Below are 24,307 nucleotides of genomic sequence, written 5' to 3' on the forward strand. Positions count from 1 at the left end.
TAATTGTGAAAAAAATTCACTTTTTTTCACTTTTTTCGATAAAAACGGGATGTATGCCGCCGGCACTACACATTATCCACATTCTGTAAACAGAAATCTTTTTTGGGGAAAGGGAGATGCCCGCTTACTTCGACTGCGCTCAGCACAGGCTCCGGCGGGCATGACAGGTCGGGATGGCGAACGGGGCCCGCCATGACGTTTTACACCAAAGCACCTAGCAATTTTCCAAAACACTACGGCGTTCCACAAAAAACTCCTCGCGGAGTGCGAGGAGTCTCAAATCTATTCGATTACTTTATTTAACATCGCAGCCGGCGCTCGGATTTTGCCAGCCGTTTTCCGGAGGAGCCTCGCCTGCCTTCCAGCAATGGAGCGTGTCAAGCACATCGCCTTCCTTGTAAGTGGACCAGTCCGTCACCTTCTTGATGTTGGTTTGCGTAGTGGTGTTGAATCGGCTCATGTAATGGTCGATCAAGTACTGCGGGCATTCCACTTCTTCGATGTAGTAGGTCGGATTGTCTGCAGCCTTGTACCAGTCGGCAAACCAATGGCAACCGCGCAACAGGTTCGGAAGGCCTGCGTCGCCGAAGGCCGCGTCGCACATATCCTTGATGCAAGTCTGGTACGCGGCGAGAGTAGCATCGTAACCGAGCTTGTTCTGGCATTCGGTCAAGAATCCGCCAAAGCCTGCGCCCCAGTTGAAGTCGCGGCCTTTGTTTACCTGAACAGTAAGAGCGTCAAAGGCGCCCACGCCACCGCCCGGCACCATCAAGTCGAACTGGCCTGCAGGTAAATTAGCATTACCGCCCGCCACATCGTTACCGATGTTGGAGGCCATCACAATCATGTGCTTGCCCTTGAGCGCCTTGTGGGTTTCCCTTGGCGGGTTGTTTTCCATCTCGTTCGCGAAGTGGCCATCGTACTGCAAGTGATAGCACTTGCCGCACTTGCTATCGGCAGTGCCCGCAACGTACGCATAAGAAAGCGTGTCGTTCACGGCAATAGGCGCCATGTCCGTGCAGGTGAACACGCCCTTTTCCTTTTCGTCGCCGCAAGCGCTCCTGGTCCCGTTGTAACCGAACCAGGACTTCGAAACATCACCCAAGGTAAAGGTGGGGACTTCGACATCGCGAATGTTGCAGTTACGCGCAGTGCCATAGTCGGCAATGTAGGCCGCATCGGAAGACGTGTCTGCACGAGTCACATCGTTAGCGTTTTCCCTAAGCCAAGAGCAATGCGGCTTGCAAGCGTCCCAATAGCGGGTATTCCAACCGCGCTTTGCCGTAGCGCTAATGTCCTTGGTGTATTCGGCCGGAGGCGGGCCGTAAGATTCAAGAGTCGGGAATCCATCTGCACCTAATTCTGGTTCAGCACTGCTAGAGCTTTCAACGGCTGACGAATTCGGAGTGGCGCTAGATGTCGGATTGACAGAAGAGCTCGACTGAGACGGCCCATCATTGCTAGAACTCGTCGCCGAATTAGGCGGTACAACCACAGAAGAACTCGAGTTAGAGGCACTGGACCCCGGCACAACAGAAGAGCTGGATCCCAAATCGCTATTCCCATCTACACTAGAGCTGCTTCCAACAAGCCAATCAACACTCGATGAAGATGCCGCAACAGACGGAGTAAGCGGAGACGGAGAATCATCAGAGCAGGCATTAAACATTGCACAAGCGCCCGCAGCCAATATAGAACTCAATAAAATTTTTTTCATAATCATCCTTTAAATACCTCGTCTAAAATTAGATTTAATCCTCTAAAAAAGACACAAAAAAAGCTTTTAAAAAGAGTTTTTGTGAGCAATCTAAAAAAACGCCCGGGAGCGGCGGCTTCCGGGGCGTTTCCAATTGCGATTGTGGCGTTTCGTTCGCGATTCGCAAGTTTTTAGATTTTCTTCACCACGAACATGTGGCCAGGAGCCTTTGCAGGGTCAAGCTTCACATAGTTCTTGTTGCCACGCCATACATAGCTTTCGCCCGTCACGATATCCTTCAAGAAGAAGAACGAATCGTTCTGGAGGCCAAGCTTAGCCATGTCGAGCTCAACAATACCTTCCTGCACGTGGTCCATGTCCATATTGCACACGCAGAGAATCACGTCATCACCAGACTTCTTGGAGTAAACCATGAGCTGGTCGTTCTGAGCGTAATGGAAATCGAGGTTATCGTATTCCTGCAAGGCGACATGTTCCTGACGGGCGACATTCAGACGGCGAACAAAGTCTTGAATGCCCGGGCCAGACCAGTTGTGTACTTTGTACTGATACTTTTCGCTATCGGCAAGTTCTTCCTTGATCGGGCTCGGGATGTTTTCGCAGAGTTCGTATCCGTTGTACATACCCGTAAGGCTCGAAAGCGTCGCGGCCAAGAAGTAGCGCTGCTTAAAAGCATTCGGTCCTTTGTATGCAAGATACTTCGGGAAGATATCCGGCGTCGTCGGGAAGAAGATACCACGCATGTATTCCTTAGCGTCGGACTGCGTGAGTTCCTTCAAGTACTGTTCGAACTCCCACTTTGCAGAGCGCCATGCGAAATACGTGTAGCTCATGTCAAAGCCAGACTTTGCGAGGCGGTGCATCATCTTCGGACGCGTGAAAGCTTCGGCGAGGAACACGAGTTCCGGGCGCTTTTCCTTCACGTCGGCGATGAGCCATTCCCAGAACGGGAACGGTTTGGTGTGCGGGTTATCGATACGGAAAATTTCAATTCCCTTATCCGCCCAGAACAAAATAATGTTCTCGATTTCCTTCCAGAGTTCCTTGTAGTTCTCGTTGTAGTAGTCGAACGGGTAGATGTCTTCGTACTTCTTGGGCGGGTTTTCTGCAAACTTGATGCTGCCATCCGGTTCGTGGTAGAACCATTCCGGGTGCGACTTCACATACGGATGGTCCGGGCTGCAGTTGAGCGCGATATCGAGTGCAAGGCGAAGTCCCTTGGCGCGAGCGGCTTTTGCAAAATGTTCGAAGTCCTTCATGGTCCCGAGTTCCGGGTCCACATCGTAATGACCGCCGTTCTTGTTACCGACAGCATACGGGCATCCCGGTTCAAGCGGATTTCCCTTCTTGTCGACCTTGGCGTGGAGCGCGTTGTTTGCGCCCTTGCGGTTCGTGACACCAATCGGGTGGATCGGAACAAGGTAAACCGTATCGAAGCCAAGCCCTGCAATGTAGTCGAGCTGCTTTTCACAATCCTTCCACGTTGCACTCTTGTTCGGGTCAGTGCCCTGGCTCTTCGGCCACATTTCGTACCACGTACCCACGCGGCTGTAGACCGGGTCCACACGGAGCTTCATCACCGGGCTTTCTGTCGGAACGTCCTTCGGTTCCTTGGTCCATGCGCAAATTTTGTATTCGTAATAACCGATGTTTCCGACAGTGAAGGAGCCTTCCCAAAGGTCATTGTCGACAAAGTGCATCGGAGCCTGTTCCCACTTTTTCTTGGAAACGTGGCGATAAAAAATCGCAGCATCGTACTTTTCGTGACTATGGCGGAAGATGTCTGCCTGGAGGGTCACAGTATCACCGGGTTCACGCTTGAGCATGAAGCGGCCGCCCTCGATGCTCGGGCGAATATTTTCAATAACGAGATTTTCTTTTAGAGTTGGAATAGTTGCCATAATGACTAGAATTTAGCAAACTACTTAATTCTAATCAACTGCACGTCCTTAATCCAGAACGTCCTTTCGGCCTTGCCCAGATTCAAGTCCAGACGGGCATACGGGTCCGTTTCATCGGGCGAGAATTCTATTTCAAAAGATTTGCCAGAAGTCGAAACCTTTACGTGTTCCTGGAAGCCGTTGGTCACGTTGTAGTAAGTGGACTTTCCTAAACGAGCGGTAATTTCGCCTTCGACATCAGACCAGATGGTGAAAATAAACTTGTATGTAGCTCCGGCCACCACAGGAATATTTTCGTGCAACAGCTGCACGCTGTACGAATAGTCTCCACCTCGTGTAACACGGACACGCATCACCTTGGAATTCTTTTCTTTAACGACAGCCGTATCAGCAACACCATTGAACTGCGTATGGAACACCCAGTCTGCACCGCCTTCGTCAAAGTTGCCGTTTGTGATAAAATTGCTGTTCCGTTTTCCACTAATTTCGCTCCACACGTCGTCCACGTAATCACTATGGTTTTTACCTTGATCATCCGTGTACTTGTAGCGCAGAGCCTGGAAACTCGGCAAGAAACGTTCGTTCAGCGATTCCCAAAGTTCCGTATTTTCCGTCTTGCTAAAGCGAATAACGCCATCGTCACCGACCTTAGCCGAACCAAGGTCAAGCCCACCGACAAAGCGGCGCACGCGGAATATCACAGACAAATTCACAGAAGATTCCTGAATTTCGGTCTGAGACGAATGGTAGAACAGGTCAAAGCCCTGAATGCGGTTCAATTCGTAGACAAAAGGAATTTCCTTGCCATCCTGGCGGATTCGCCCATAGATAGAATTGACTCCATCTTTACGGTTCACTTCGAAACCGACACGGATTTCCTTCAAAATGCCGTTATGTTTCAAGTTGATGTGTTCAAATGCATCCTTGACAATTTCGCCTTCCGTAAACGAAATCGGAAGTACCGCAGCCGGATCTTCTTCGTACGGCCAGAGCTGGAGACCGCCATCCTGATCGTCCGTAATGACCATCGTATAGTAGCTACTGTAAGAATAGACATTCATCAAAGACAAACGGAACGTATCGATAACGACCTTTTCGTCTTTGGATGCCGCCTTGGCAAGAGCGACAGGCTTTGCGTCTGAATAGTCGATGGAGAAATCAGCGGTAAGCCCGATGTTCTGTGCAATCTCCGGATTTCCAATTTCAATACCGGCCGTAGTGTCGGATTCAGAACATCCGGCCGCCCACAATGCCACAAGCATGCAACCGATTATTGAACACAAAGAACGCATTATACTCCTCGGGTTAGAGGGTAAAGCTGGATATTGATTTGCACAACATCCTCACCTTCCCCAGCCTTTGCTGAGAAATCTAGTAGTTCTTTGCGCATGAGTTGCAAATGTTTTTTCAAATTGGGGAAATCTTCGCGTTTTATGCTGAAAGTCAGGGCAGAAACGTCCCTTTGCGAGCCCGGAAGCGCCGAAAGCATGTCCGCCGAGAGCTTGAGCATCTGCAGATGGTACATCTTGACCATCAAATCCTGGACTTCGTCGTCAGTAGTAATCAGGGGATCGCGCTGGCGGTAACCGTTCGCGGTCTTTACCAGGAGCCCCAGTTCCACGAGAAGTTTAAGAGATTCCGTCACCTGGGCAGGCGTAATGAGGCCGCCGAGGCGCTTGGAAATCCAGTCGGGAATCGGGCGAAAATCCTTGAGAGCCACCATCTCGAGAATCGCAGAGTGGTGCCATTCGCGGAAAATACGGAACTGAGCCGCATCCATCTTGTGCAGTTTGGAGCGCGGGCTCGCCTTCAAAAGCTGGGCGTAATAAACCTGCTTATCCGCATCCGTCTGAGCCTGATTGAAGAAAACAAGACTTTCGAAATATGCAGCACGCTGACCATCCAAGCCGAGGCCGTGGATGAGCTTTACCACCGTGTTCTTTGTAATATTTCGCTTTCCGTCAATCGTGAGCTTGAGATGGGCGTGGCTCGAAAGCCCTGCCTTCTCCGCGAAGAAACGGAGGCTAAAAGCCGGAACCGTCTTCTTCTTGAACTCATAATAGTCCCGCAAATACACACGGTAGTTCGTGTATTGCAGAACATCAGGTTCAACTATGCGATTTTCTCCTGTTTCCATATTCTAAAAATAGAAGTCTTACGCCACAAAATCAAAGAATAAAAAGCTTTTATCGTTTACCCAAGTAACCATGTCAGACGAGAGACGAGAGGGGCAGGCATTCCCCTGATTGCAGCCCCGGCTCGCCGGGTCTTCCATCACCCCTTCGAGCGGGGTTCCACCCCGCAACGCCCCGAACGCTACAAGAGCAACAAACGCCGTGAATGCTTAACAAAAGTCTCTAGCGAGGAGCGAAAAGCGGATATGGTCTTCAAAATGCCCGTGGAGGAGTTCGTACTCGCGGCAAACACCTTCTTCCTGGAATCCGGCACGGCGGGCGACCGCAACACTCTTTAGATTGTTGACCGAAGCCGTAAGTTCAAGGCGGTTCAGCCCCATCGCAAAAGATTCGCCCGCCACAAGCAAAAGAGCTTCGGTCGCAAGTCCGCGACCGCAAAAACGCTCCCCAAGCCAATAGCTCACAGTCGCCGAGCGATTTTTCCACTGCACCCAGCCAAGCATAATGCAGCCTGCGATTTTTTGCGAAGATTTCTCGAAAATGCCCCAGCAGGCGCCATTAGCCATCTGCGCCTGCAAGTTCCAGGCATCCATTTTCGCAGAAACATCTTCGGGAGTTAGGCATTCCTCAACAGGCCACGGCAAGTGATCCGACAAGAACTCACGAGAGCCTTCGATCAGCTCGAACAGCGGCTGCACGTCCGCCTCGCCAAGCGGGCGCAACACGACACACTCGCCATCAACCTCTTGCAGCGAGAATTCGCAAAGTTCATCATCTAAAAAATCACTCATATCCAACTCAACAATAGCAAAACGAAAAACCCGATAGCGAACTACCGGGTTTTTCAGTGCGGATGAAAGGACTTGAACCTTCATGCCCTTGCGAGCACTAGAACCTGAATCTAGCGTGTCTACCAGTTCCACCACATCCGCGTGGTGCACCAAATTTTGAAAAAAAACACCCTTTTGTCAAGGGGAGGTTCATAAATAAGGCTATTTGGCCCAAATTATTTGCGGATGGCGTTGCGGATCCATTCCATCCGCTTGCCCTTCCAGTAATCCCAATCGTGCTCGCCATCGGGGTCGAACCGGAGTTCGCAGTCCACCTGAACTGCCTTGCAAAATTCCGTAATCCACGGCACCGTCTGGTCAGACGGATAAAGCCTGTCCTTGCCCCCTTGCAAAAAACGGAAACGCCCCACCTGCATTTTCTTCGGCGCCGCAAGCTCCGACGAACCTCCCAAGAAGCCCCCGAACGAACTCATGAGCAAGCGGTCATCCACAGCACGGCGCCCTTCGAGCGAATAAACCAGGACGCCCAGCGAGCCGTCCGAAACGCCCACCAACGAAACTCGTTCTACCGGCGCTCCACGCTTTGCAGCCACAGAATCAAGCGCCGCATCAACAGCGGCAATTGCAGCCGGCGTGACCCAATGGTTATCGCGACAAGCCGATACGCTCACCACAATTTTTTCAGGATATAGCTCCGCAAAGTCCGCCCCCGCCACAAGTCCTTTCGCGCAGTTACCACTACTCATGCCCCCGTGGAACCAGACGACAACCGGAGCTTTCTTTATTTTTTTAGGCCACCAGATTCCCGCAGGACTCTGGAAACTCGCCTTTGCACCGCGCACATCAATCACAAGAGAATCTGGAGCTGCAAAAGCAAGTGCGCTCGCAAACAGCAATACCCAAAGCCCCAAATTGCGATTCATCATTGCAAAACATCCGCCGGATTCTGTAGCCTTACCTGCCGCGGCTTATGCACAAGCGCTACAAAAATCAAAATAATGCCCAAAATCAGCATAATGGCAACAACGCTCACGCCCATAAAGCACCAGTAAAACTGGTAATCCGCCGACAAGTCATCCCAGCTGAGCTCGCCATTTTTCGAAGCCATCGACTTCACGATAAACTTGTCGCCTACACGTGAGGCATAAATTTCAAGCGGGATTTCGCTCGCGTTCATCGCCGAGAAATCAAACCATTCGGCCATGTCGTCCAAAAGATCGTCATTGGCATAAAGCACGAACGTGCACTTTGTATCGCCGTTAATCTGGAAAAAAGTCTTATCGAAAAACGGCAAGTTCGAACCGCCGAACAAGCTCGGAATAGCTGCATAGCTCACCTTGCCATAGAACAAGCTTTCTTCGACAAAGAAGCTTTTCGCCAGTGGATAAATGTACCACGAGACCCAACTAGCAAGGAATATCAGTAGCAGACCAAAATTGATAAAAGCAACTTTACGAACACGGAAAATAGACATTGCAATCCTTACTGTTTAGACTTGAATATAAAGAAAAACGTGGCAAGCAAAAGCACGAGCGACAAGAAATAGAACGCAAGCGGGACTTTCTCCGAAAGCGATATTTCCTTCAGATTTTCCATCTGGAAAAAGTGGAGCAGTTCGTCACTCACGCTGAGAGTCTTATCGTTATCGAACTGATTCCAGGCTTCGTACAGGTCCACATTTTTTTGGAATAGCGATTCCACGCGCTTGTTAATCGACTCCGGCAGCACAAGCTCATCCGGCACAACAGCATACCCTGCCCTCGCCGAATCCAGCTTGCGCATTAACGGAAGCCCGGCATCTGAAGGATTCATTTCCATCAAGCGGTAGACTTTTCCCAGCTCTGCATGCCATGCCATGCGTTCCGAAAGATAGCGCTGCAAGCAAGAGACCTTAGCCAAGACGCTAGACTTGAAAAGCGAAACAGACGCAGCCGGAGGCGCCGAAAAGCCCGCCTGTTCGAGCTTTTGGATGCCCGCATCAAACGAAAGAGCCACTTCACGAAGCGCCATCATCTGAGAAAGCACTATTGCCGAATCGACTCCATTTCCGCTTCGGACGCGTTCCATCGAACGCATGAGGCTCGCATCGGCAAACTGGTAATCACAAAGCGACTTCACGTATTGGGAATAAACGGCGACTTGCGGTTTTTGCGAAACATAAAACAGAGCCGTCAAACAAATCGTAAGAACGACGACAAGCCAAATCCAGGGCGTCTGGATTTTCATGTGCAAAGTTTCTGCAATTGATTTTTTCGTCTGTCCGTTCACATCTAGAAATTACTTTTTTTCTACTTTACGAACAATGAGACTCCGTCATTTAATCGCCTTTTTTGCCATTTTATGCTATTTCGCCGGCTGTACAGTCGAGCGGGCAGAAGAACATATCCTCGCAAGGCACGCAAACGGCGTCAAAAAGACCTCCATCTGGGTCTACCCCGACGGTACCGTCCTCAAGCGTAACGAATGGTACAACGACGGCATCAAGGAGCTAGAAATTCCCTACGAAGACAGCCTCCCGCATGGTGAATTCAAACGTTGGACAGGCTTTGGCGATGTCGCAATGATCGGACTCTACAACAAAGGGAAAAAAGACGGCAAGTGGACGGTCTACTACCAGAACAAGAAGGTCGAAGCAGTCCAGTATTACAAGGATGACCACCCTGTTGGCGACTGGGAAGGCTATCACCACAATGGGGTAAAGGCTTTTGAAGAACATTATGACGACAAGGGGAACCCCACAGGCATATGGAAAAAGTGGCACGACAACGGAATTCTCGCCGAAGAAAACAGCAACTGTTACGATGTGAAGAGAAACTTTATTCATGACGGGGAAAACGAACCGAATCCGGGATACATCAAACGCTATGGTCGTGACTGCAGAATTGTGGAATACTACGAATGCGAAGGCGAAGAGAAATCAGGCATTTACAAGCGGTATTACGAATCATATGGAGAACCCGATTCCACTGGCGAAAGTTGCAACAAAGCCCAAATCAAGGAAGAAGGATTCGCAGACAGCGACATCCTTTTCGACCCGCACACAACCTACAGGGCAGACGGTTCCCTCATCAAAAAAATCAAGTCGGATTATTTCAAGGGGCGTGAAAAAATACAGTGGTTCGACGAAAACAACAACGTTGTACGGGAAAGCAATTTTATTACGGAAGAAACAGACGGACCTGTAGAAAGCTCCGGCATTTCCTACGGAACTTGTGCCAACTCTTCCACGCTGTTCTGCGCCGAGACTTCGTTTGTCCATTCTTCTTGGCCCAGCGGGACACTCGACACTTGCACCTTAAGCTACAAGGATGCGTTCAAACAAAGCATCGGCAAGTTTCCGGTATCGTTACGCTACATCAAGGCAGGACACGTTCTTTTGTACGAAGAATTCTGGGCGTACGACGATCCACCGACAAGCTATGGAGATCCAGCTCTTCGCATAAGCCGCAGTTTCTACCCAGACAGCATGGGTGGCAAAATGGCAAGCGAAGGTTTTTGGCAAAGATCTCCTGACGGCAAATCCAAACGCCATGGCATCTGGCGCAACTGGTATCCGAGCGGCATATTGAAGGACAGCCTCAACTACGTGAACGGCGAACGCGTCGGTGAACAGTTCAGTTACGACAGCACCGGCAAACTCACAATACATAAAACAGAAGCCGGCAAGAACCGGCCCGTAATCATGCACATTTTAGGAAATTAACAGACAGAACAACGTCATTCCGAGTCCGTTAGGACGAGGAATCCAGTTATTTCTAGTGAATATTTTTACTGGATGGGGCTAAAGCCCCAACTCTTCGGCTCGGTTATGCCCATGCAAGTATGGTCGCAACACTCGCCTTCCAAGTTGTCTTTCGACTTCGCTCAGGATGACATTTCATCTAATTACACTTGAGACTTCGATAGACTGCGTTGTGCCTTTGAAATTCCAGGAGACTTTGACCTTCACCTGTTTTGCGTAAACGTGGCGAATCGTCTCGTACTGCGAAGAATCCTTCGAAGTATAATTTTGCGTTGCCGCCACAGTCACCTGCGAAGAGTACGTCACCGTTGCGGAATCGCCAAGACCACGAGCCCACTTGCGGTCAATATCATGCACATCAAAAGTCGTATCCGAAAGAGACTTCGAGGGGATAGAGGCTATACCTACGGACTTGAGGGAATCCAAAACCTGCTGGGCCACTTCAATAGCCCCGTCACGGCCGCGGATGCGCAGCAATGCATCATGGTTTCCGCCCTGAAGATTCAATATAGCCATGTACATAAAACCGAGGACCGCAGCAGCGACCAGGATTTCAACAATACCAAAGCCTTTCTTATTCTTCAAAAGTTTCACCATAACAAACCTACAGCTTACTCCAATAAGCACCAGATCTCCACATCGGGACGATCATGTTATTGTTTTTTTTCTTGATGGCAACCGCATACGTTCCATGGCTTCCATACTGCATGCACACATACCCCTCGGCAGGTGCCGCCGAAAGCCCGATACGCGGAACAAACAAGGCTCCATTTTGGGCCCAATCACCACCACTAAAACCAGAAATTTCGCTCATGTCAATTCCGTCGCCACATTCAAACTTCGCTGGAGCTTCAAGTTCGTAAGTATCAAAAACTTCCGAGCCATCGCTACCAACACCGTCACATTGATTGGCCACATAAGCGCTGATTCGCTGATCGTTATCCTTCTTGACACAGATACGTTTGGACATTCGGTTCGCTTCATTCGCAACACGTTCCAAAAAAGCCGTCACATTCAAGGCATTGTCCTTCATTCGGCTATTGATCACAGCACCTCTTAGGCCCGCAACACCCATAGATGATAAAACGCCCATAATCGTAACGACAACAAGGACTTCTACCAGGGTATAACCGTTCTTTTTTGAACCGTGATTCAACATATCTAAATCTCCACACGACAAGACATCCAAGACACCACAATCGAACCAAAATTAATAATAAAAAGGGCCTTTTTTCGCTTTAGTCCAATTCATAATATACATTAACGCGACCACAAAGTAAACATTTATAAACAGAAAATATGTTTTTGGTGAAAAAGGTGATAAAAACCATATTAAAATGAAGACTCGTGTAATTTTACCCACACAAATTGCTATATTACACGCGCACAACCTGCCCAGGTGGTGGAATGGTAGACACTGGGGACTTAAAATCCCTTGGGGGCAACTCCGTGCGGGTTCAAGTCCCGCCCCGGGCATTGTTTTTGTGCTTCACTTCGCAGAAGGGAGGTAGATCATGATTGAATTCTATCCAAACAGCATATATTATCCGCGCGAAGCGGTCGATGAAAAGCTTGCCAAGGGCGAGCTCGAAAAGACCAAAAAGTACTTGTTCGGCTGGACAGAACGCCACCGCGACGAAATTTGGGAATGTGCCCGCGAAGATGCTGAACAGCCTTCTGACGAAATCCTCCTCGACAACCTCCGTGCCCTCCTCCTCTGCAAGGGTTCTTTGCAGCCGGCCGCCGAAATGGGTGCTATGATCCGCGAAATCACGAAGGAAGTCTGGTACCAGAACGAAAACGGACCAAAGGACCCGGATGTGATCGCCGTGGACTGGCAGACGAAGTACTTGACCAAATGGCGTGAAGCCCGCATGTTCGAAGCATTCGTGCTTATCGAAAAGAACGCAAAGCAGCTCGTCGAAATTCTGAGAGCGTAATCACTCGCTAAAAGCGCCAAAATGTGCAAAACATTTGCCAAGCTCCACCTAGTGGAGCTTTTCTTTTGCATTTGTTGTCATGCCGGCCTCAGTGCGGGCATCGCCTTTAATAGTGTATGGTGACCCCGGAACGGAGTCCGGGGTGACAGTAAGGGGTTAAACCCCACCGTGGAAGCGAATGGGGATCCAGATTTCGAGTTTGCCCTGCTTGCTCGGCGGAAGGCGCCAGAAGTATTCTACATGCTTCAGGAGCTTGACTTTGAACACTTCGTTATCGGAACTCGTAAACATGATTTGCGGATCCATAAAGCGCCCAAGGCTATCGAGTGTCAGGTGCAAACCGAGGAACACATCGTCATCGGACTTGATAAATCGGTTCCCTTTGCGGGTCACACGGATTTTCTTGAAATACTCCGAGGAGAGGTAATGCAAGCCAGCGGCGCGGCCTTCCAAAAACATCGCAAGCTTGTTCAGGTCACGACCTGCGGTATTTTCAATCACGTAGATTTCATCAATCGAGGGCATTTCCACGCGGCCAGTAAACGCTTCTTCAGGAACTTCCTCTTCTTCCTCGACATCCACGATAGGCTCGTACTGCGGGATGCTGTAGACAAAGTACAGCACAGCCACAAAGACGAGAGCAAAGGCAAGCAATGGAGCGTTCCGTTTCAGCATAGCACTACTCGATGGACTTGATGCAAAGCTGCACCGTCTTGGTGTTGTTATAGTAATTCCAAATCGGCTCAAACACGACCGTCACCGGGCGGGAGCGCCCGAGCAGAGCCTTGCTCTTGCGAAGTCCAAACGCTATTGCCGGGAAAACGGCACTCCCCGCCTGCGAGATTTCCATTTGCAGGTGTCCGCCACGAAGTTCACGCACGCGATGCACGGTCACGTTCTCGGCGCGGAATGCGGGGTACGGGAAGTTTCCGCCAAACGGTTCCAGCAAGTCGATGAACTCAAGAATGGAGCGTTCACGAATCGGATAGCGACCCGTCGGGACACGCGTCTCTACGGTCAGTTCACGGAGTGCAATTTTGATGTCGTACGGGTACGATTCTTCGGTATTGATAACTTCACCCGTGTAGCCTTGATCTGCCGCAGACTGTAACAGGCGCCCACGCAACTCTTCAATTTTACCGGCTTCGAGCGAGAAGCCCGCCGCATTTGCGTGACCGCCCCAGCGGTCAAAAAGTTCACGGCTGTCAAAAAGGGCCTTGTGCCAGTTGAATCCAGGAACAGCACGGGCGCTCGCATGTGCCATGCCGTTGATAATCGACAGCACAGCCGAAGGTCTGTGGAATTCCTGGGCAAGCTTTGCCGCGACAATGCCAATCACGCCCACGTGCCAGTTTTCGCCAGCAACTACAATGACAGTCGGGATGGTGTCGCCGTAAAGCGCTTGAACTTGCTCCATCGCCATCTTGGTGATTTCTGCTTCTTTGTCCTTGCGGCGCTTATTCCATTCTTTCAGCTCTTCCAAGAGCTTGCCCGCTTCGCCTTTGTTTTCGCACAAAAGAAGTTTAAGGGCCGGGTCCGGGCGTTCCATGCGGCCAGGAGCATTGAGGAGCGGCGCAAGCTTGTACATCACGTCGATGCCGCCCACACAGCTATGGGGCTTCATGAGGGAAGAGTACATTTCTTGTACGCCAGGCCAACGGCTGCTCTTAAGGCTTTCGAGCCCGGTACGCGTAAAATAGCGGTTTTCAGGCGTCATCTGCACCAAATCCGCAAGCGTCCCGAGTGCAACCAAGTCCAAATATTCCACCGGGGCCTTAATGCCGAGGCGGCTGAACAAGGCGCAAATAAACTTGTACGAAACACCGACACCGCAAAGTTCAGGGTTCGGGTAATTGTCGCCATCCTGATGCGGATCCAGAAGCACATCGCTTACCGGGAGCCCATCGCCCGACGGCTGATGATGGTCCATGACCATGACCGCCATGCCGAGTTCCTTGGCATGTGCAATTTCCACGTTTGCGGTAATGCCCGTATCCACGGTAATCAAGTTGCGAGCACCCGCCTCATACATTTCATCGACGGCAGAAACCGAGAGGCCATAGCCATCGCCAAAGCGGTTCGGAAGTCGCCATTCAGATTCAATACCTACAGTCTTGAGACAACGGGTCAAAAGCGTCACGGACGTCATGCCGTCCAAGTCGTAGTCGCCAAAAATGAACACGCGCTCGCCACGTTCGCGAACCGCAAGTATCCATTCCACAGCCTTGTCCATCCCCATCATGAGGAAGGGGTCATGCACGTCGCTCTCGTTAGAGCACAGCATGTGGTACGCATCAGAAACAGTCTTGATGCCGCGCGAGACCAAGAACCTCGCGACCGCATGCGGAATCTTTAGCGTAGAGGACAAAGTTGAGGCGACAAGATCTTCCATTACTTGTAGCCTTCAAAAAGTTTTAGCGAGAGGTTCTGGAGGCAGGTCACTGCCGCCATTCGCCTGGAGGCGATTCTCGACATAGTTTCTTGCACACTCACGAGAGCCGCTTCGAGGGCAGATGCCCCCACTTGCGGATAGCGTTCGAGATTCACGCTGCCCGTCGCTTCCGGGATGCGGAGCGGAGCGCCCGATTCACGGCGCAACAAGTCCGTAATCAAGAACGAGAGCACTTCCAAGAAGCGGTTCACGATGGCCGGGTCTTCAAGTCCGGAATCTTCGAGCTTAAAGAAAAGGTCCGTGTAATCCTGTGAAAGCGACTTCTCGATAAAATCGACCGCAAGAGGGCACCAGTTCTTGGCGTGTTCGGCGTAGTAAAGCGCCATGCCAGGAGAACCCACGGCAAGCCCGATCACATCGTCGGTCAGTGTCGATTCGTCAAATTCTTCGCCGCCCACGCGAATGGCCTCCTGACGGACTTCTTCATCCGTGAGGGGTGGCAGGTGGAGCGCTAGGCAGCGCGAACGGATCGTCTGCAAGAGCTTTTCGCGAGACGAAGTCGTCAAAATGAAGTACGTGTTCGGCGGGACTTCTTCGAGAGTCTTGAGGAACGCATTTGCCGCAGAATCGTTCATGCGGTCGGCCTCGGCGATAATCACCACGCGCACGCGGTCGCCCTTCATCGCAAAAGAGGCGGTCATCGTACGAATGAGTTCCACCGAAATCACGGCGCCCGCGCTGAAAATATCCACGCGGTACGGGTTCTTCGTGATTTCTTCGATGTAGGCCTGTTTAAAATCCTGGATGGTCTTTGCAGAGCTCCCGGCAGAGACGTCAGCCGCATTGCGGGCGCTAGCCTCTTTCGCTTCCATCGGCACAACCCAGTTGTCGGTCACGCCGGTATCGGTAGCCATTTTGCAGCCGAAGCAATTACCGCACGGGCGAACACTCGGGTTTGTGCACTGGAGCGCCTGGGCAATTTCCATCGCGAGCGCTTTTTTGCCAATGCCCACAGGACCGTCGATAAGAATCGACTGCGGGAAGCGGTTCTCACGCAACGCCGCCATAAGACGAATGCGGATTCGTTCCTGGGAGGCGGGGCCATTTAAGCGATATTCTATCATCTCTGTTTCAACCATTGCAACGGGTCCACGGTCTGTGTCCCTTCGCTTACTTGGAAATACAATTTAATACCATTTAACGAAGCAATATCGCCCACTTCTCCAATTTCTTCGCATTTCTTGACACTTTTGCCCTCTTGGACGTGGATTGCCTTCATGTGACCGTACACCGTGTACGTTCCATCTTCGTGTTCGATGATCACGGAGGGGCCGCGGCCGTCAATTTCGGCGACCATCGCCACAGTTCCGGCTGCAGCGGCACGGATGCGGCCACCGCGCTTTCCGCGGATTTCCACCCCGAGGTTACGCGTCATGATGTGGAGCACCGGGTGTTCCTGCAGGCCGTATTCACTAATAATCGGGCCGTCGAGCGGCATGCACTTCGGGCCTTTGAAATGCGGTACCGGAGTCTGCTTTTGGGCAGTTTCGACCTCACGCTTCTTTTCTGATTCGCGCTTCTTGTCGGCAGCTTGGCGTTTTTTCTCGGCTTCGCGTTCCTTCTTCTTGAGGGCGGCGAGGCGGGCTGCCTCGGCGCGCTTCGCTTCCTCGATTTCTCGCTTGCGGCGCTGCTCAAGTTTCTTGAGGAGCGCAAGCATGGTCTTCTGGTTGCGTTCGAATTCCTTGAGCGCCATGCGCTGCACAGCCTTGTCGTGCTTGAGGGAATTGAGCATTCGCGCCTGACCGTTCATCTGCGCGACAAGGCCGCGTTCTTCGACTGCCTTGCGGGAACGGAGTCTCGAAAGCTCGGCCAAGTGTTTCTCTTGCGTCTGCTGTTTCTGCGTGCGTTCGGCAATGAGCTGGCGGAGCGTTTCAACGTCTTCACGGTCACGGTTCAGCAAGTGGTGCACCCAGTAAACTTCGCGTTCCGGGTTCCCGTTCTTGGTCAAAAGTTCAAAGAGGATTTCGGCATCGTTACTGCGGCCGTGTACATACAAATTACGGATACGCTTTCTCATGGCACGCTTGCGAGCCTTGATTTTCAAATCAAGAGAATCGATATCCATCACCAATTGCTTAACAGCCCCCTGCAACATATCCTCATTGCGGGTCAGTTCCGAAAGGTAAGACCTGGTGCGGTTCAAGTTTTGGTCCAAAAGCGAAATCGTGTTCAAGACGCCCTTTTCTTCGGTTTCAAGGACGGCAAGTTCTTCACGTTTTTTCGCAAGATCGACCTCAAGCTTTTTGAGGGCGTTCTTTTGTTCATCGATCTGCGCATCGGTCTTTTTCGGGGCCGCATAAGACGAAACGGCAGAGCCCGCCACCACGGCAAAGATGAAAACCAAAAGCGGAATGAACCGGCAAACAAGACGCATTATTCCTGCTCACCCTTCTTTTCGAACAAGAAACTGCGCACCGTGCGGAAACTAAAGTAGCCCGCGAGCATCGTTTCCAAGAGCACCGTAAATAGCGCTACAATTCCAAAATAGGCAACGCCACTTGCTACAATCGGGAAAATCTGCACGAGCGAACGGATGACAAGCCCAAGCAACAAGATGGCAACGCCACTCCCTAAAAACCCTTGCATGGCCCCTTCGAGCACAAACGGAAATTCAATGAACAGATAACTGCCACCCGCGTACTTCATGTTCTCGACCAGGAGTTTGCGGGACATGAGCGAAAGTCTTACCGAATTGCAAATGATAAGCGAGAGCGTAATGAGCAAAAGGATACTGATGCAAATCGGCCAGAAAATCATTTTGAACTTCCACGACGCAATTCGCGAAGCCCACTTCAACGGAGCCTGCACCTCTTCAAAGTAGGCTTCTTCGGCAATCGTATTGCGCACTTCGGAAAGGTCTGCCGGGTTGCGCGCCTCTTCGCTCAAGGACACTCGGAAAAATGCGGGGATAGGGTTCCCTTCGACAAGTGTGAGCATGTCCGGCGAGAAATGGTTGCTAAAATCAGCGAGCGCCGAATCCGCACTCACAAACGAGACGGACTCCACATGGCGCGTATGTTCGAGCCGCGTCTGGATAACCGCAATGGAATCTTCGGGAACATCCTCTTTCAAAAACGCCTCAATCACGTACAGCGATTTTTCGACCGAGAGGAGCTTGAACGAAACGCCGAGCGCCGTAAAAGAGGCCGAGAGCAAAAGCGAGCACAGGAAAATCGTGAGCAAAGACGGAAGAATCACCGTGCGGTGCTGCTTCCATCCTCTAAAAGATTCCGATATTAAGTAACCTAATTGTCCGAACACGCCTCGAATATAATTAAATTTATAGCTGTTCTTTAAGGGGCTTTTATGGGAAACATCATATTAAAGATTACCGCCTTGGTATGCGCGATGGCCCTCTGGTTCTATGTCATCTCGCTCAAGGACTTCCAACTGACGATGGAAGTGCCGCTTACGTTCGTGAAGTTGCCCGAAGCGCTCGCGATTGCATCAAAGCCGCCTAGCACTGTCTCGGTGACCGTCGAAGGCAAGCCCCTGGACCTTATCCGCCTGCAGTCGCAAAAGCAGGCAGCAATGGTCGTCGACATGCACCTCGCCGAACTCGGCTCCAAGCGCATCCACCTCGACTCGAAGAACTTTGTAGCCCCGAACTTTTCTTCGGTGCACTATGTGGAACCGGACAACCAGTACCTCTTTATCGATGTGGCGGTCGATACGCGCATTGAACGCAGCATCCCCATCAAGAGCAACGTAACGTTTGGCGCGGCCCCAGGCTATGTGCTTGTGCAACAGCCCAAGCTCCTCCAAGAAGACTTGAAAGTTTCAGGCGCCCGTAACGCCCTCACGCGAATCATCGACATTCCGACGGACTCCGTATTTTTCGACAGCATCAAGGCAAGCCAGACACTCTCGGTCCCTCTAGAAACCGATCTACTACCGCCATTTGTAACGCCTAGCGATTCTGTGGCAAAAGTATTTGTCGATGTCCAGAAAATCAAGTCGAAAGAATTTAAGAACATCCCCATTCAGCTGATTGGTTTTTATGACCGAGCTTTGAATACGCTCTCGCCGCAACAGGCAACCGTCGAAGTCACCGGCGGCGACAAAGTCATCGAAGCCATCAAGCACAACGATATTGAACTTTTTATTGAATACAACCGATTCGCCATTGAAGATGCAGACAGCCTTGCCCCGACAGTCAAGTTGAACCTGCCGCCCGATATCGACCGCAGCATGTCCATCAAGGCCGTCCTTGTCAAACCCGACAAGATTAAGCTCATCAAGACCCATACCGAAGGCGAAGACAAAGACGAGGAATACGGAATATGATTTGGCTTGGAATCGAATCCAGCTGCGACGAAACGGCATGCGCCGTTTTACAGGACGAGCCCTTAAAAGTTCTTTCGAACCCGCTTTACAGCCAAATTGACGAACACGCCCTTTACGGAGGCGTTGTTCCAGAAATCGCCGCCCGTGCGCACTTGCAAAAGATTGCCCCCATTGCCGAAGCCGCCGTCAAGGAAGCCGGCATCGAACTCAAGGATATCGACGCGATTGCCTATACCACAGGCCCTGGCCTTATGGGTCCGCTCCTCGTTGGCGCTAGCTTTGCCAAAGGCCTCGCCCGCGATTTGAACATTCCGGCCTACGGCATGAACCATCTCGAAGGCCACCTTGCCGCTGCCTGGCTCTCTAACCCGAACATCGAACCGCCGTTCTTGACGCTCACCGTCTCGGGTGGCCACACGGAACTCGTGATGGAAGAACCGGGATTCAAGTACACAAGCATCGGTCGCACCCGCGATGACGCCGCCGGCGAAGCATTCGACAAGTGCGGTAAGCTCATCGGCCTCAAGTACCCCGCAGGGGCAACCATCAGCCGTCTCGGCAAGGACCACAACCGCAAATTCGTGGAATTTCCGCGCGCGCTCCACACGCACGACAGCTGCGAGTTCTCGTTCAGCGGCTTAAAGACTGCCGTGCTCCGTTACACCGAAACGCACGACCCGGAATTTATCCAGCAGAACCTCGGCGACATCTGCGCCTCGCTCGAAGATGCCATTGTCGATAGCCTTGTCACAAAGACCATCAACGCCCTCAAGAAAACGAAGATGAAGACGCTCGTGATGGGCGGTGGCGTGAGTGCAAACAGCTGGTTGCGCACCCGCTTGCAGGACTACTGCGACAAGAAGGGCATCCGCTTCTGCGTGCCGGACCGCAGCCTGAGTACAGACAACGGAGCGATGATTGCCGCAGCCGCCATCCGCCGCAAATTGCAGGGCAAGCTCGAATCCATCGACGTCGTGAAACCGTGGATGCCGCTCGCTCTTTAGACGAGAGAACACCACTACGTGGCTACAGACGAACGACGAGAGCCCCGCGCATATAATACACTCCGCAAGACGGAAGCGTTGCATATACGGTTCCGGCGCATTTTAGTGACTTTTTAACCGTGTTTTCAGCAGCGCTTTTCGAAACGACTTTGTTCTTTTTGCATTTTTCATTGTATATTGTAAATATGATTTTGTCGTTCAAACATAAGGTAATGTTATTCTTTTGTGCAACAGCATTTTGCTCAGCACAGGATTTAAACACACCTGTTAGTGACGTTGATGTTTTCCGCCCTGAAAAGCGCGAAACCAAAGTCCAGATGGTGGACTCTTCGCAAAGCAATTCCGTACAATTGAACGTTGATATTTTTGCAGACGGTTTTGTCGGTTCGTACTACATTCTTTGGGACAACGTCGACTTGTCCGAAGATATCAAAAAGACGATACAGAGCCGCAATTTCGCCAAAGACGAATTCTTCATGCAGAACATCGACCGTGAGCAGTTCGAACAGGAACGCATGCTCCAGCTCTTTGAAGACAAGAAGCGCGAGTTCTTCAACATCTTCCCCGAAGAAGCCCTCAAAGAACTACAAGAAAAGCAAGCAGACGAGTAAGTTTCGCGAAAGACGAGAATCGCCACCCATGTCATGCCCGCCTCCGAGCGGGCATCTCTGTTCTTGTCATGCCCGCCTCCGAGCGGGCATCTCCTTTTACTAGATTTTCTAACAACTAATGACCATCGACTAACGGCTAGCAAATGTTTTCGCAAGAACGCAATTTCACAGACTGGCAGCTTACGGGTTTTAACGGGGCACCAGCTTATCTTTTCGAGACTATCGGCAGCACGCACAAGCTCATGAAATCCATGGCGGCCTCTGGTGAAATTGCACCAGGTACGCTCTTTGTCGCAGACTCTCAAAGCGATGGGCATGGCCGTCACGAACGCACGTGGGACTCCCCTGCCGGCAAGAATCTCTATTTCAACATTCTGATTCCGCTCGAAGGAATACCCGCAAGTAATTTTGCACAAATTACACAAGTAGCCGCACTCACATTTGCAGAAACATTCAACAATGTTCAAGAAGACGTTGCTATTGCAAACCGGGACTGCGCTGAATCGGTAAACGCTAACTCGCCAAAAATCACGGTCAAATGGCCCAACGACATTCTCTACGGCAAAAGCAAGTTCTGCGGGATTCTCGCGGAAATAGTCTTCGTCAAGAGGGAGGTCCCCGCTTCCGCGGGGATGACAATGCAACAAGATGCGCCGCGTCCGGCTCTTTCAATGGGTGTCGGAATAAACGTCAATAGCGATTCTGCCGATTATGCGCACCTGAATCGCGCCGTCACCACGCTCAAAGAAATCTTCGGGCATCCAGTCAATCGCGAAAAGCTTTTGCAGGCGCTTATCGGGAATCTCGAACGCGCCATCGGACAGTACAAAGCCTTCGGCATTCGCCCATGGGTCGAAGCTTGGAAGCGCATGGACCAGTTCATCGGCGCCCGCGGCACCATCATCGTAAACCATCACTGCACCGACCAAAACCGGGATTCCGGCGAAGGATCCATCAAAAAAACAGGCCGCATCATCGACATGAACGATGACGGAAGTCTCCTCTTTGAATGCGATGACGGAACCGTCGAGACCGTTATATCTGCAGATTTGGAAATTTAAGAGAGTTTTATCTCTTAAAATACATCGCACCAATAAGCGAAACAGCGAGCATCACAATCATCGCTGTTAGGCCCATGTCGGCAAGGTCGCGGCGTTCGCCAGCAGCACCCGTTTCAATCAGCAAAATGCAGACAAGCGCTAAAACGGCGGCAACGCCTCCCATCAAATGAAACATCTTCACTTTTTCTTCATTCGTGAGCTTTCCGTTCGGGCGATTAATAAAGGGCATTGACGTCACCTCCCATGCAAATCCAGACGATGAGACCAATCATCACAAGCGCGCTGATGGCCACGTTCGCAAGGAAAAAGTCGCGGTTCATCGCATCCAGGTCATTTGACTTTCTGAACAAATGAATATAGACAATCGCGGCTGTCATAAGTCCCGTAATCGTCCACCAAATCCAGCCCATGTTCCAGAAAAATCCGAACACGACACAAAGTACGAGCATTGCCAAATGGCTCGCCAGCGCAATGCGCAAGGACTTTTCAAGGCCAAAGCGAGCGGGCACGGAATGCAAGCCCTGTTTGCGGTCGATTTCAATATCCTGCGTCGCGTAGATAATGTCAAAGCCCCCCATCCAAAGCATCAGAATAAACAGGAGGAATATCGGAAACACGGCAAATTCACCGCGAACGGCAATCCAGGCGCCAAGCGGACTCATGCCAATCGCAAAGCCAAGGAACCAGTGGCAAAGCCAGCTAAAACGCTTCCAGTACGAATACGAAAGCAGCAACAGCCACACCGGGAACGCAAGCGCGCCAGCAAGCGGCTGGAGCATCCATGCAAACACAACAAACAAGATTCCATTCAACGCCAAGAACGCCATCACCGATTTTCGGCTCAGTCGCCCTGCCGGCAAATGGCGCTTTGCCGTCCGCGGATTCTCCGCATCGAACTTGGCATCTGCAATGCGGTTAAAGCTCATGGCACTGTTACGGGCGGTCACCATGCAAAGCACAATAAGCACGATAATGCGGGCAGTTTCAAAAGCGCTCATGTCGCGGAAACCGTTTGCCGCGACCCACATGGAACCAATCGCAAAAGGCATCGCAAACAGCGAATGGCTCAAACGGACTAGATGTGTAAATTCAAGGATTTTATTCATGGTTTAGCTGTTAGTCAATAGTTATTGGTCATTGGTTATCGTTCCCGCCTCCGTGGATTTGTCATTCCCGCTTGAGCTTGCCCCGGACTTGTTCCGGGGAGCGGGAATCTCCCTTTCATCGCCATTCCACACTTTAGCAACACTCGCGACAAGCGTTTGTTCCACGCCCAAGTGCTTTAGGATTTTCGCGACGACGGTATCCACAAGCTCTTCGATGCTTTGCGGCTTGCTGTAGAACTGCGGCGACGCCGAAATCACGACCGCGCCCGCCAAAGTCACTCGCTTCATATTCTCGATGTGGATCAAGTTGTACGGCATCTCGCGCGGCACAATCACAAGCGGGCGGCGTTCCTTGAGGCAAACATCCGCCGCACGCACAAGTAAGTTATCCGAAGTCCCAGCCGCAATGCGCCCGAGCGTTCCCATGGAACACGGCACCACAGCCATGCCTGCAATATCGCTAGAACCGCTCGCGCATTCCGCAAAAAAATCATCCACGTTGCACACGTCTTTGCAATAGTCGAAAAGCGCACTTTGGCCTTCGTATTCGAGAACCTGTTTGCCCGGGGGCGTTACGATGAGCGTAACCTCATGATGAAAGCGCTGCAAGTACATCGCCGTACGGGTCGCATAAATGCTGCCGCTAGCGCCCGTCACTCCAAGCACAAAGTGGCTCATGCTTTACCCGGCTTGTGCAAGAACACGCCAAACGAAATTCCGCCATCGAACATCTTGACTTGCTTAACTTCAAAGCCGCATTCTTCGGCCATTTTGCAGAACTGATCGACTGGCAAAAAGCGGATAATCGAGTTTACCAAGTATTCGTAAGCATCGCGCTTGCCGCTAAAGAAGGCGCCCATTACCGGGATAAATAGCGGTGCAAGCACCTTATAGAAGAACTTATTGAACAAATTCCTCGGCGAGAAAAATTCCAAAACGCAGAGGTAGCCGCCCGCGTCAAGCACGCGATACGATTCCAGCAAGGCGCCACGGGCGTCAGGCACGTTACGCATGCCAAAGCCGTTCAGAATCACGTCAAACTGGAGTTCTGCAAAAGGCATTTTCATGGCATCGAGTTGCACCGCATGCGCATCGATTTTCTTCGGCTTGACTTCGGCAAGCATCCCGTACGAAAAATCACCGATTACAGCAGGGTCCACGACAAAGTCGCGCGCACACACGCAACCAGATTCGAAAATTTTGCGGAACGTGTTGGCAAAATCGCCCGTACCCCCGCACAAATCGAGCAAGCGAACTTTATTCAAATCGCGCGGCATCTCGTCTTGCAATTTCGAAAGCGGCATCTCGTCAATCGACTTTTCCGCGAGCATGCCCGCAGCCATCATCTTCTTCAGACGCTTGCAGCAATACCTGCGCCACAGCACATCCTGATAACAACTCAGAAAGTGATTCAGAAAATCGTAACGGCTCGCAATGCCATCGAACATCTTACGCACGGGACTTTTCATATAGCAAAATGTAGAAATAAAAAGCGGCCTGGATCTATATCCAGGCCCCGAATTTCACCATAAGCGGCGGCGCATCTCGACAAAGAGCTTC

General features: G+C 51.3%; 26 protein-coding genes and 2 tRNA genes. 8 read left to right on the forward strand and 20 right to left on the reverse strand.

Translation table 11 applies throughout. The features are described from left to right. Nucleotides 1-196 (forward strand): hypothetical protein (locus tag B7991_RS15010; RefSeq protein ID WP_217898068.1); only part of this gene is annotated, 196 nt, incomplete at its 5' end. Nucleotides 197-295: 99 nt separating this feature from the next. On the opposite strand, the gene B7991_RS13440 is transcribed toward B7991_RS15010, so the two are convergent. The 9 genes from B7991_RS13440 to B7991_RS13480 all read right to left on the reverse strand — a co-directional run bounded on the left by B7991_RS13440 (nucleotide 296) and on the right by B7991_RS13480 (nucleotide 8,770). Next, a complete protein-coding gene (locus B7991_RS13440) occupies nucleotides 296-1,717 on the reverse strand; it encodes a glycosyl hydrolase family 5 (protein WP_254917981.1) in 1,422 nt (473 codons plus the stop codon). Between the two features lie 170 nt (nucleotides 1,718-1,887). Beyond that, complete coding sequence (locus B7991_RS13445) at nucleotides 1,888-3,618, reverse strand: alpha-1,4-glucan--maltose-1-phosphate maltosyltransferase (protein WP_088631289.1); 1,731 nt, start codon at nucleotides 3,616-3,618, stop codon at nucleotides 1,888-1,890. A gap of 20 nt (nucleotides 3,619-3,638) precedes the next feature. Then, a complete protein-coding gene (locus tag B7991_RS13450; protein ID WP_088631290.1) occupies nucleotides 3,639-4,910 on the reverse strand; it encodes a carbohydrate binding domain-containing protein in 1,272 nt (423 codons plus the stop codon). Beyond that, nucleotides 4,910-5,755, reverse strand: a complete 846-nt coding sequence (locus B7991_RS13455; RefSeq protein ID WP_014546591.1) for a TIGR02147 family protein — start codon at nucleotides 5,753-5,755, stop codon at nucleotides 4,910-4,912. The genes B7991_RS13450 and B7991_RS13455 overlap by 1 nt, the downstream gene beginning before the upstream one ends. A gap of 207 nt (nucleotides 5,756-5,962) precedes the next feature. After that, a complete protein-coding gene (locus B7991_RS13460; RefSeq protein WP_088631291.1) occupies nucleotides 5,963-6,544 on the reverse strand; it encodes a GNAT family N-acetyltransferase in 582 nt (193 codons plus the stop codon). A 57-nt stretch (nucleotides 6,545-6,601) separates the two neighbouring features. Continuing rightward, a tRNA-Leu gene (locus B7991_RS13465) sits at nucleotides 6,602-6,685 on the reverse strand. A 74-nt stretch (nucleotides 6,686-6,759) separates the two neighbouring features. Next, on the reverse strand, nucleotides 6,760-7,470 hold the full coding sequence (locus B7991_RS13470; RefSeq protein ID WP_088631292.1) for a hypothetical protein: 711 nt from the start codon (nucleotides 7,468-7,470) through the stop codon (nucleotides 6,760-6,762). Then, nucleotides 7,467-8,018, reverse strand: a complete 552-nt coding sequence (locus B7991_RS13475; RefSeq protein ID WP_088631293.1) for a hypothetical protein — start codon at nucleotides 8,016-8,018, stop codon at nucleotides 7,467-7,469. The genes B7991_RS13470 and B7991_RS13475 overlap by 4 nt, the downstream gene beginning before the upstream one ends. An 8-nt stretch (nucleotides 8,019-8,026) precedes the next feature. Further along, nucleotides 8,027-8,770 (reverse strand): hypothetical protein, encoded by a 744-nt coding sequence (locus B7991_RS13480; RefSeq protein ID WP_088631294.1) that lies wholly within the window; start codon nucleotides 8,768-8,770, stop codon nucleotides 8,027-8,029. 76 nt (nucleotides 8,771-8,846) lie between these two features. Between B7991_RS13480 and B7991_RS13485 the strand changes: the two genes are divergently transcribed. Further along, entirely contained in the window at nucleotides 8,847-10,247 is a 1,401-nt protein-coding gene (locus B7991_RS13485) for a toxin-antitoxin system YwqK family antitoxin (RefSeq protein WP_254917982.1), read from the forward strand. 174 nt (nucleotides 10,248-10,421) lie between these two features. Here the strand turns inward: B7991_RS13485 and B7991_RS13490 are convergent, their stop codons facing one another. Further along, the gene (locus B7991_RS13490; protein ID WP_088631296.1) at nucleotides 10,422-10,883 is read right to left on the reverse strand and encodes a type II secretion system protein; all 462 of its coding nucleotides are present in this window, start codon (nucleotides 10,881-10,883) and stop codon (nucleotides 10,422-10,424) included. A 7-nt stretch (nucleotides 10,884-10,890) separates the two neighbouring features. Further along, a complete protein-coding gene (locus tag B7991_RS13495) occupies nucleotides 10,891-11,445 on the reverse strand; it encodes a prepilin-type N-terminal cleavage/methylation domain-containing protein (protein WP_088631297.1) in 555 nt (184 codons plus the stop codon). A 234-nt stretch (nucleotides 11,446-11,679) separates the two neighbouring features. On the opposite strand from B7991_RS13495, the gene B7991_RS13500 reads away from it, so the two are divergent. Both B7991_RS13500 and B7991_RS13505 read left to right on the forward strand, forming a co-directional pair. After that, nucleotides 11,680-11,762 (forward strand) — tRNA-Leu (locus B7991_RS13500). 38 nt (nucleotides 11,763-11,800) lie between these two features. Further along, the gene (locus B7991_RS13505) at nucleotides 11,801-12,226 is read left to right on the forward strand and encodes a hypothetical protein (protein WP_088631298.1); all 426 of its coding nucleotides are present in this window, start codon (nucleotides 11,801-11,803) and stop codon (nucleotides 12,224-12,226) included. Between the two features lie 156 nt (nucleotides 12,227-12,382). On the opposite strand, the gene B7991_RS13510 is transcribed toward B7991_RS13505, so the two are convergent. From B7991_RS13510 to B7991_RS13530, 5 genes are read right to left on the reverse strand one after another with little or no spacing between them, the layout of a single operon-like run. Continuing rightward, nucleotides 12,383-12,901, reverse strand: a complete 519-nt coding sequence (locus B7991_RS13510; RefSeq protein ID WP_088631299.1) for a hypothetical protein — start codon at nucleotides 12,899-12,901, stop codon at nucleotides 12,383-12,385. 4 nt (nucleotides 12,902-12,905) lie between these two features. Continuing rightward, nucleotides 12,906-14,618 carry a single-stranded-DNA-specific exonuclease RecJ gene (gene recJ, locus B7991_RS13515; RefSeq protein ID WP_088631300.1) on the reverse strand — a complete coding sequence of 571 codons (1,713 nt, stop codon included), beginning with the start codon at nucleotides 14,616-14,618 and terminating at the stop codon, nucleotides 12,906-12,908. Beyond that, nucleotides 14,618-15,757, reverse strand: coding sequence for an AAA family ATPase (locus B7991_RS13520; RefSeq protein WP_233138500.1), 1,140 nt, complete (start codon nucleotides 15,755-15,757; stop codon nucleotides 14,618-14,620). Before B7991_RS13520 ends, recJ begins: the two co-directional genes overlap by 1 nt. Further along, nucleotides 15,739-17,052, reverse strand: a complete 1,314-nt coding sequence (locus B7991_RS13525; protein WP_088631302.1) for a murein hydrolase activator EnvC — start codon at nucleotides 17,050-17,052, stop codon at nucleotides 15,739-15,741. The genes B7991_RS13520 and B7991_RS13525 overlap by 19 nt, the downstream gene beginning before the upstream one ends. Further along, nucleotides 17,052-17,939 (reverse strand): ABC transporter permease, encoded by an 888-nt coding sequence (locus B7991_RS13530; RefSeq protein ID WP_088631303.1) that lies wholly within the window; start codon nucleotides 17,937-17,939, stop codon nucleotides 17,052-17,054. The genes B7991_RS13525 and B7991_RS13530 overlap by 1 nt, the downstream gene beginning before the upstream one ends. 45 nt (nucleotides 17,940-17,984) lie before the next feature. Here B7991_RS13530 and B7991_RS13535 point away from each other — a divergent pair, with 45 nt between their 5' ends. From B7991_RS13535 to B7991_RS13550, 4 genes are all read left to right on the forward strand, one after another. After that, entirely contained in the window at nucleotides 17,985-18,965 is a 981-nt protein-coding gene (locus B7991_RS13535) for a YbbR-like domain-containing protein (RefSeq protein WP_088631304.1), read from the forward strand. After that, nucleotides 18,962-19,969 (forward strand): tRNA (adenosine(37)-N6)-threonylcarbamoyltransferase complex transferase subunit TsaD, encoded by a 1,008-nt coding sequence (gene tsaD, locus B7991_RS13540; protein ID WP_088631305.1) that lies wholly within the window; start codon nucleotides 18,962-18,964, stop codon nucleotides 19,967-19,969. The genes B7991_RS13535 and tsaD overlap by 4 nt, the downstream gene beginning before the upstream one ends. Nucleotides 19,970-20,181: 212 nt before the next feature. Beyond that, nucleotides 20,182-20,580: a hypothetical protein gene (locus tag B7991_RS13545; RefSeq protein WP_235003025.1), complete on the forward strand. Its 399-nt coding sequence runs from the start codon at nucleotides 20,182-20,184 to the stop codon at nucleotides 20,578-20,580. A gap of 143 nt (nucleotides 20,581-20,723) precedes the next feature. Further along, entirely contained in the window at nucleotides 20,724-21,641 is a 918-nt protein-coding gene (locus B7991_RS13550; protein ID WP_088631306.1) for a biotin--[acetyl-CoA-carboxylase] ligase, read from the forward strand. A gap of 7 nt (nucleotides 21,642-21,648) precedes the next feature. On the opposite strand, the gene B7991_RS13555 is transcribed toward B7991_RS13550, so the two are convergent. The 4 genes from B7991_RS13555 to B7991_RS13570 are packed head-to-tail and all read right to left on the reverse strand — an operon-like array spanning nucleotide 21,649 to nucleotide 24,216. Further along, the gene (locus B7991_RS13555) at nucleotides 21,649-21,870 is read right to left on the reverse strand and encodes a hypothetical protein (protein ID WP_088631307.1); all 222 of its coding nucleotides are present in this window, start codon (nucleotides 21,868-21,870) and stop codon (nucleotides 21,649-21,651) included. Then, the gene (locus B7991_RS13560) at nucleotides 21,857-22,747 is read right to left on the reverse strand and encodes a 4-hydroxybenzoate octaprenyltransferase (protein WP_088631308.1); all 891 of its coding nucleotides are present in this window, start codon (nucleotides 22,745-22,747) and stop codon (nucleotides 21,857-21,859) included. Before B7991_RS13560 ends, B7991_RS13555 begins: the two co-directional genes overlap by 14 nt. Nucleotides 22,748-22,768: 21 nt before the next feature. Then, a complete protein-coding gene (locus B7991_RS13565; protein WP_254917983.1) occupies nucleotides 22,769-23,425 on the reverse strand; it encodes a UbiX family flavin prenyltransferase in 657 nt (218 codons plus the stop codon). Further along, on the reverse strand, nucleotides 23,422-24,216 hold the full coding sequence (locus tag B7991_RS13570) for a ubiquinone/menaquinone biosynthesis methyltransferase (RefSeq protein WP_088631309.1): 795 nt from the start codon (nucleotides 24,214-24,216) through the stop codon (nucleotides 23,422-23,424). Before B7991_RS13570 ends, B7991_RS13565 begins: the two co-directional genes overlap by 4 nt. Between the last annotated feature and the right edge of the window lie 91 nt (nucleotides 24,217-24,307).

It is taken from the genome of Fibrobacter sp. UWB3 (genome assembly GCF_002210405.1).
In the GTDB taxonomy this organism is placed as follows: Bacteria; Fibrobacterota; Fibrobacteria; order Fibrobacterales; family Fibrobacteraceae; genus Fibrobacter.

What these genes read in the sequence shown, in the direction of transcription:
- B7991_RS13455 (WP_014546591.1), bottom strand. Translation starts at nt 5,755, where the DNA reads ATGGAAACAGGAGAAAATCGCATAGTTGAACCTGATGTTCTGCAATAC.
- B7991_RS13445 (WP_088631289.1), bottom strand. Translation starts at nt 3,618, where the DNA reads ATGGCAACTATTCCAACTCTAAAAGAAAATCTCGTTATTGAAAATATT.
- B7991_RS13565 (WP_254917983.1), bottom strand. Translation starts at nt 23,425, where the DNA reads ATGAGCCACTTTGTGCTTGGAGTGACGGGCGCTAGCGGCAGCATTTAT.
- B7991_RS13520 (WP_233138500.1), bottom strand. Translation starts at nt 15,757, where the DNA reads ATGGTTGAAACAGAGATGATAGAATATCGCTTAAATGGCCCCGCCTCC.
- B7991_RS13495 (WP_088631297.1), bottom strand. Translation starts at nt 11,445, where the DNA reads ATGTTGAATCACGGTTCAAAAAAGAACGGTTATACCCTGGTAGAAGTC.
- B7991_RS13555 (WP_088631307.1), bottom strand. Translation starts at nt 21,870, where the DNA reads ATGCCCTTTATTAATCGCCCGAACGGAAAGCTCACGAATGAAGAAAAA.
- B7991_RS13460 (WP_088631291.1), bottom strand. Translation starts at nt 6,544, where the DNA reads ATGAGTGATTTTTTAGATGATGAACTTTGCGAATTCTCGCTGCAAGAG.
- tsaD (WP_088631305.1), top strand. Translation starts at nt 18,962, where the DNA reads ATGATTTGGCTTGGAATCGAATCCAGCTGCGACGAAACGGCATGCGCC.
- B7991_RS13490 (WP_088631296.1), bottom strand. Translation starts at nt 10,883, where the DNA reads ATGGTGAAACTTTTGAAGAATAAGAAAGGCTTTGGTATTGTTGAAATC.
- B7991_RS13485 (WP_254917982.1), top strand. Translation starts at nt 8,847, where the DNA reads ATGAGACTCCGTCATTTAATCGCCTTTTTTGCCATTTTATGCTATTTC.
- B7991_RS13440 (WP_254917981.1), bottom strand. Translation starts at nt 1,717, where the DNA reads ATGAAAAAAATTTTATTGAGTTCTATATTGGCTGCGGGCGCTTGTGCA.
- B7991_RS13480 (WP_088631294.1), bottom strand. Translation starts at nt 8,770, where the DNA reads ATGAAAATCCAGACGCCCTGGATTTGGCTTGTCGTCGTTCTTACGATT.
- B7991_RS13550 (WP_088631306.1), top strand. Translation starts at nt 20,724, where the DNA reads ATGTTTTCGCAAGAACGCAATTTCACAGACTGGCAGCTTACGGGTTTT.
- B7991_RS13510 (WP_088631299.1), bottom strand. Translation starts at nt 12,901, where the DNA reads ATGCTGAAACGGAACGCTCCATTGCTTGCCTTTGCTCTCGTCTTTGTG.
- recJ (WP_088631300.1), bottom strand. Translation starts at nt 14,618, where the DNA reads ATGGAAGATCTTGTCGCCTCAACTTTGTCCTCTACGCTAAAGATTCCG.
- B7991_RS13450 (WP_088631290.1), bottom strand. Translation starts at nt 4,910, where the DNA reads ATGCGTTCTTTGTGTTCAATAATCGGTTGCATGCTTGTGGCATTGTGG.
- B7991_RS13570 (WP_088631309.1), bottom strand. Translation starts at nt 24,216, where the DNA reads ATGAAAAGTCCCGTGCGTAAGATGTTCGATGGCATTGCGAGCCGTTAC.
- B7991_RS13475 (WP_088631293.1), bottom strand. Translation starts at nt 8,018, where the DNA reads ATGTCTATTTTCCGTGTTCGTAAAGTTGCTTTTATCAATTTTGGTCTG.
- B7991_RS13545 (WP_235003025.1), top strand. Translation starts at nt 20,182, where the DNA reads ATGTTATTCTTTTGTGCAACAGCATTTTGCTCAGCACAGGATTTAAAC.
- B7991_RS13560 (WP_088631308.1), bottom strand. Translation starts at nt 22,747, where the DNA reads ATGAATAAAATCCTTGAATTTACACATCTAGTCCGTTTGAGCCATTCG.
- B7991_RS13535 (WP_088631304.1), top strand. Translation starts at nt 17,985, where the DNA reads ATGGGAAACATCATATTAAAGATTACCGCCTTGGTATGCGCGATGGCC.
- B7991_RS13525 (WP_088631302.1), bottom strand. Translation starts at nt 17,052, where the DNA reads ATGCGTCTTGTTTGCCGGTTCATTCCGCTTTTGGTTTTCATCTTTGCC.
- B7991_RS13470 (WP_088631292.1), bottom strand. Translation starts at nt 7,470, where the DNA reads ATGATGAATCGCAATTTGGGGCTTTGGGTATTGCTGTTTGCGAGCGCA.
- B7991_RS13505 (WP_088631298.1), top strand. Translation starts at nt 11,801, where the DNA reads ATGATTGAATTCTATCCAAACAGCATATATTATCCGCGCGAAGCGGTC.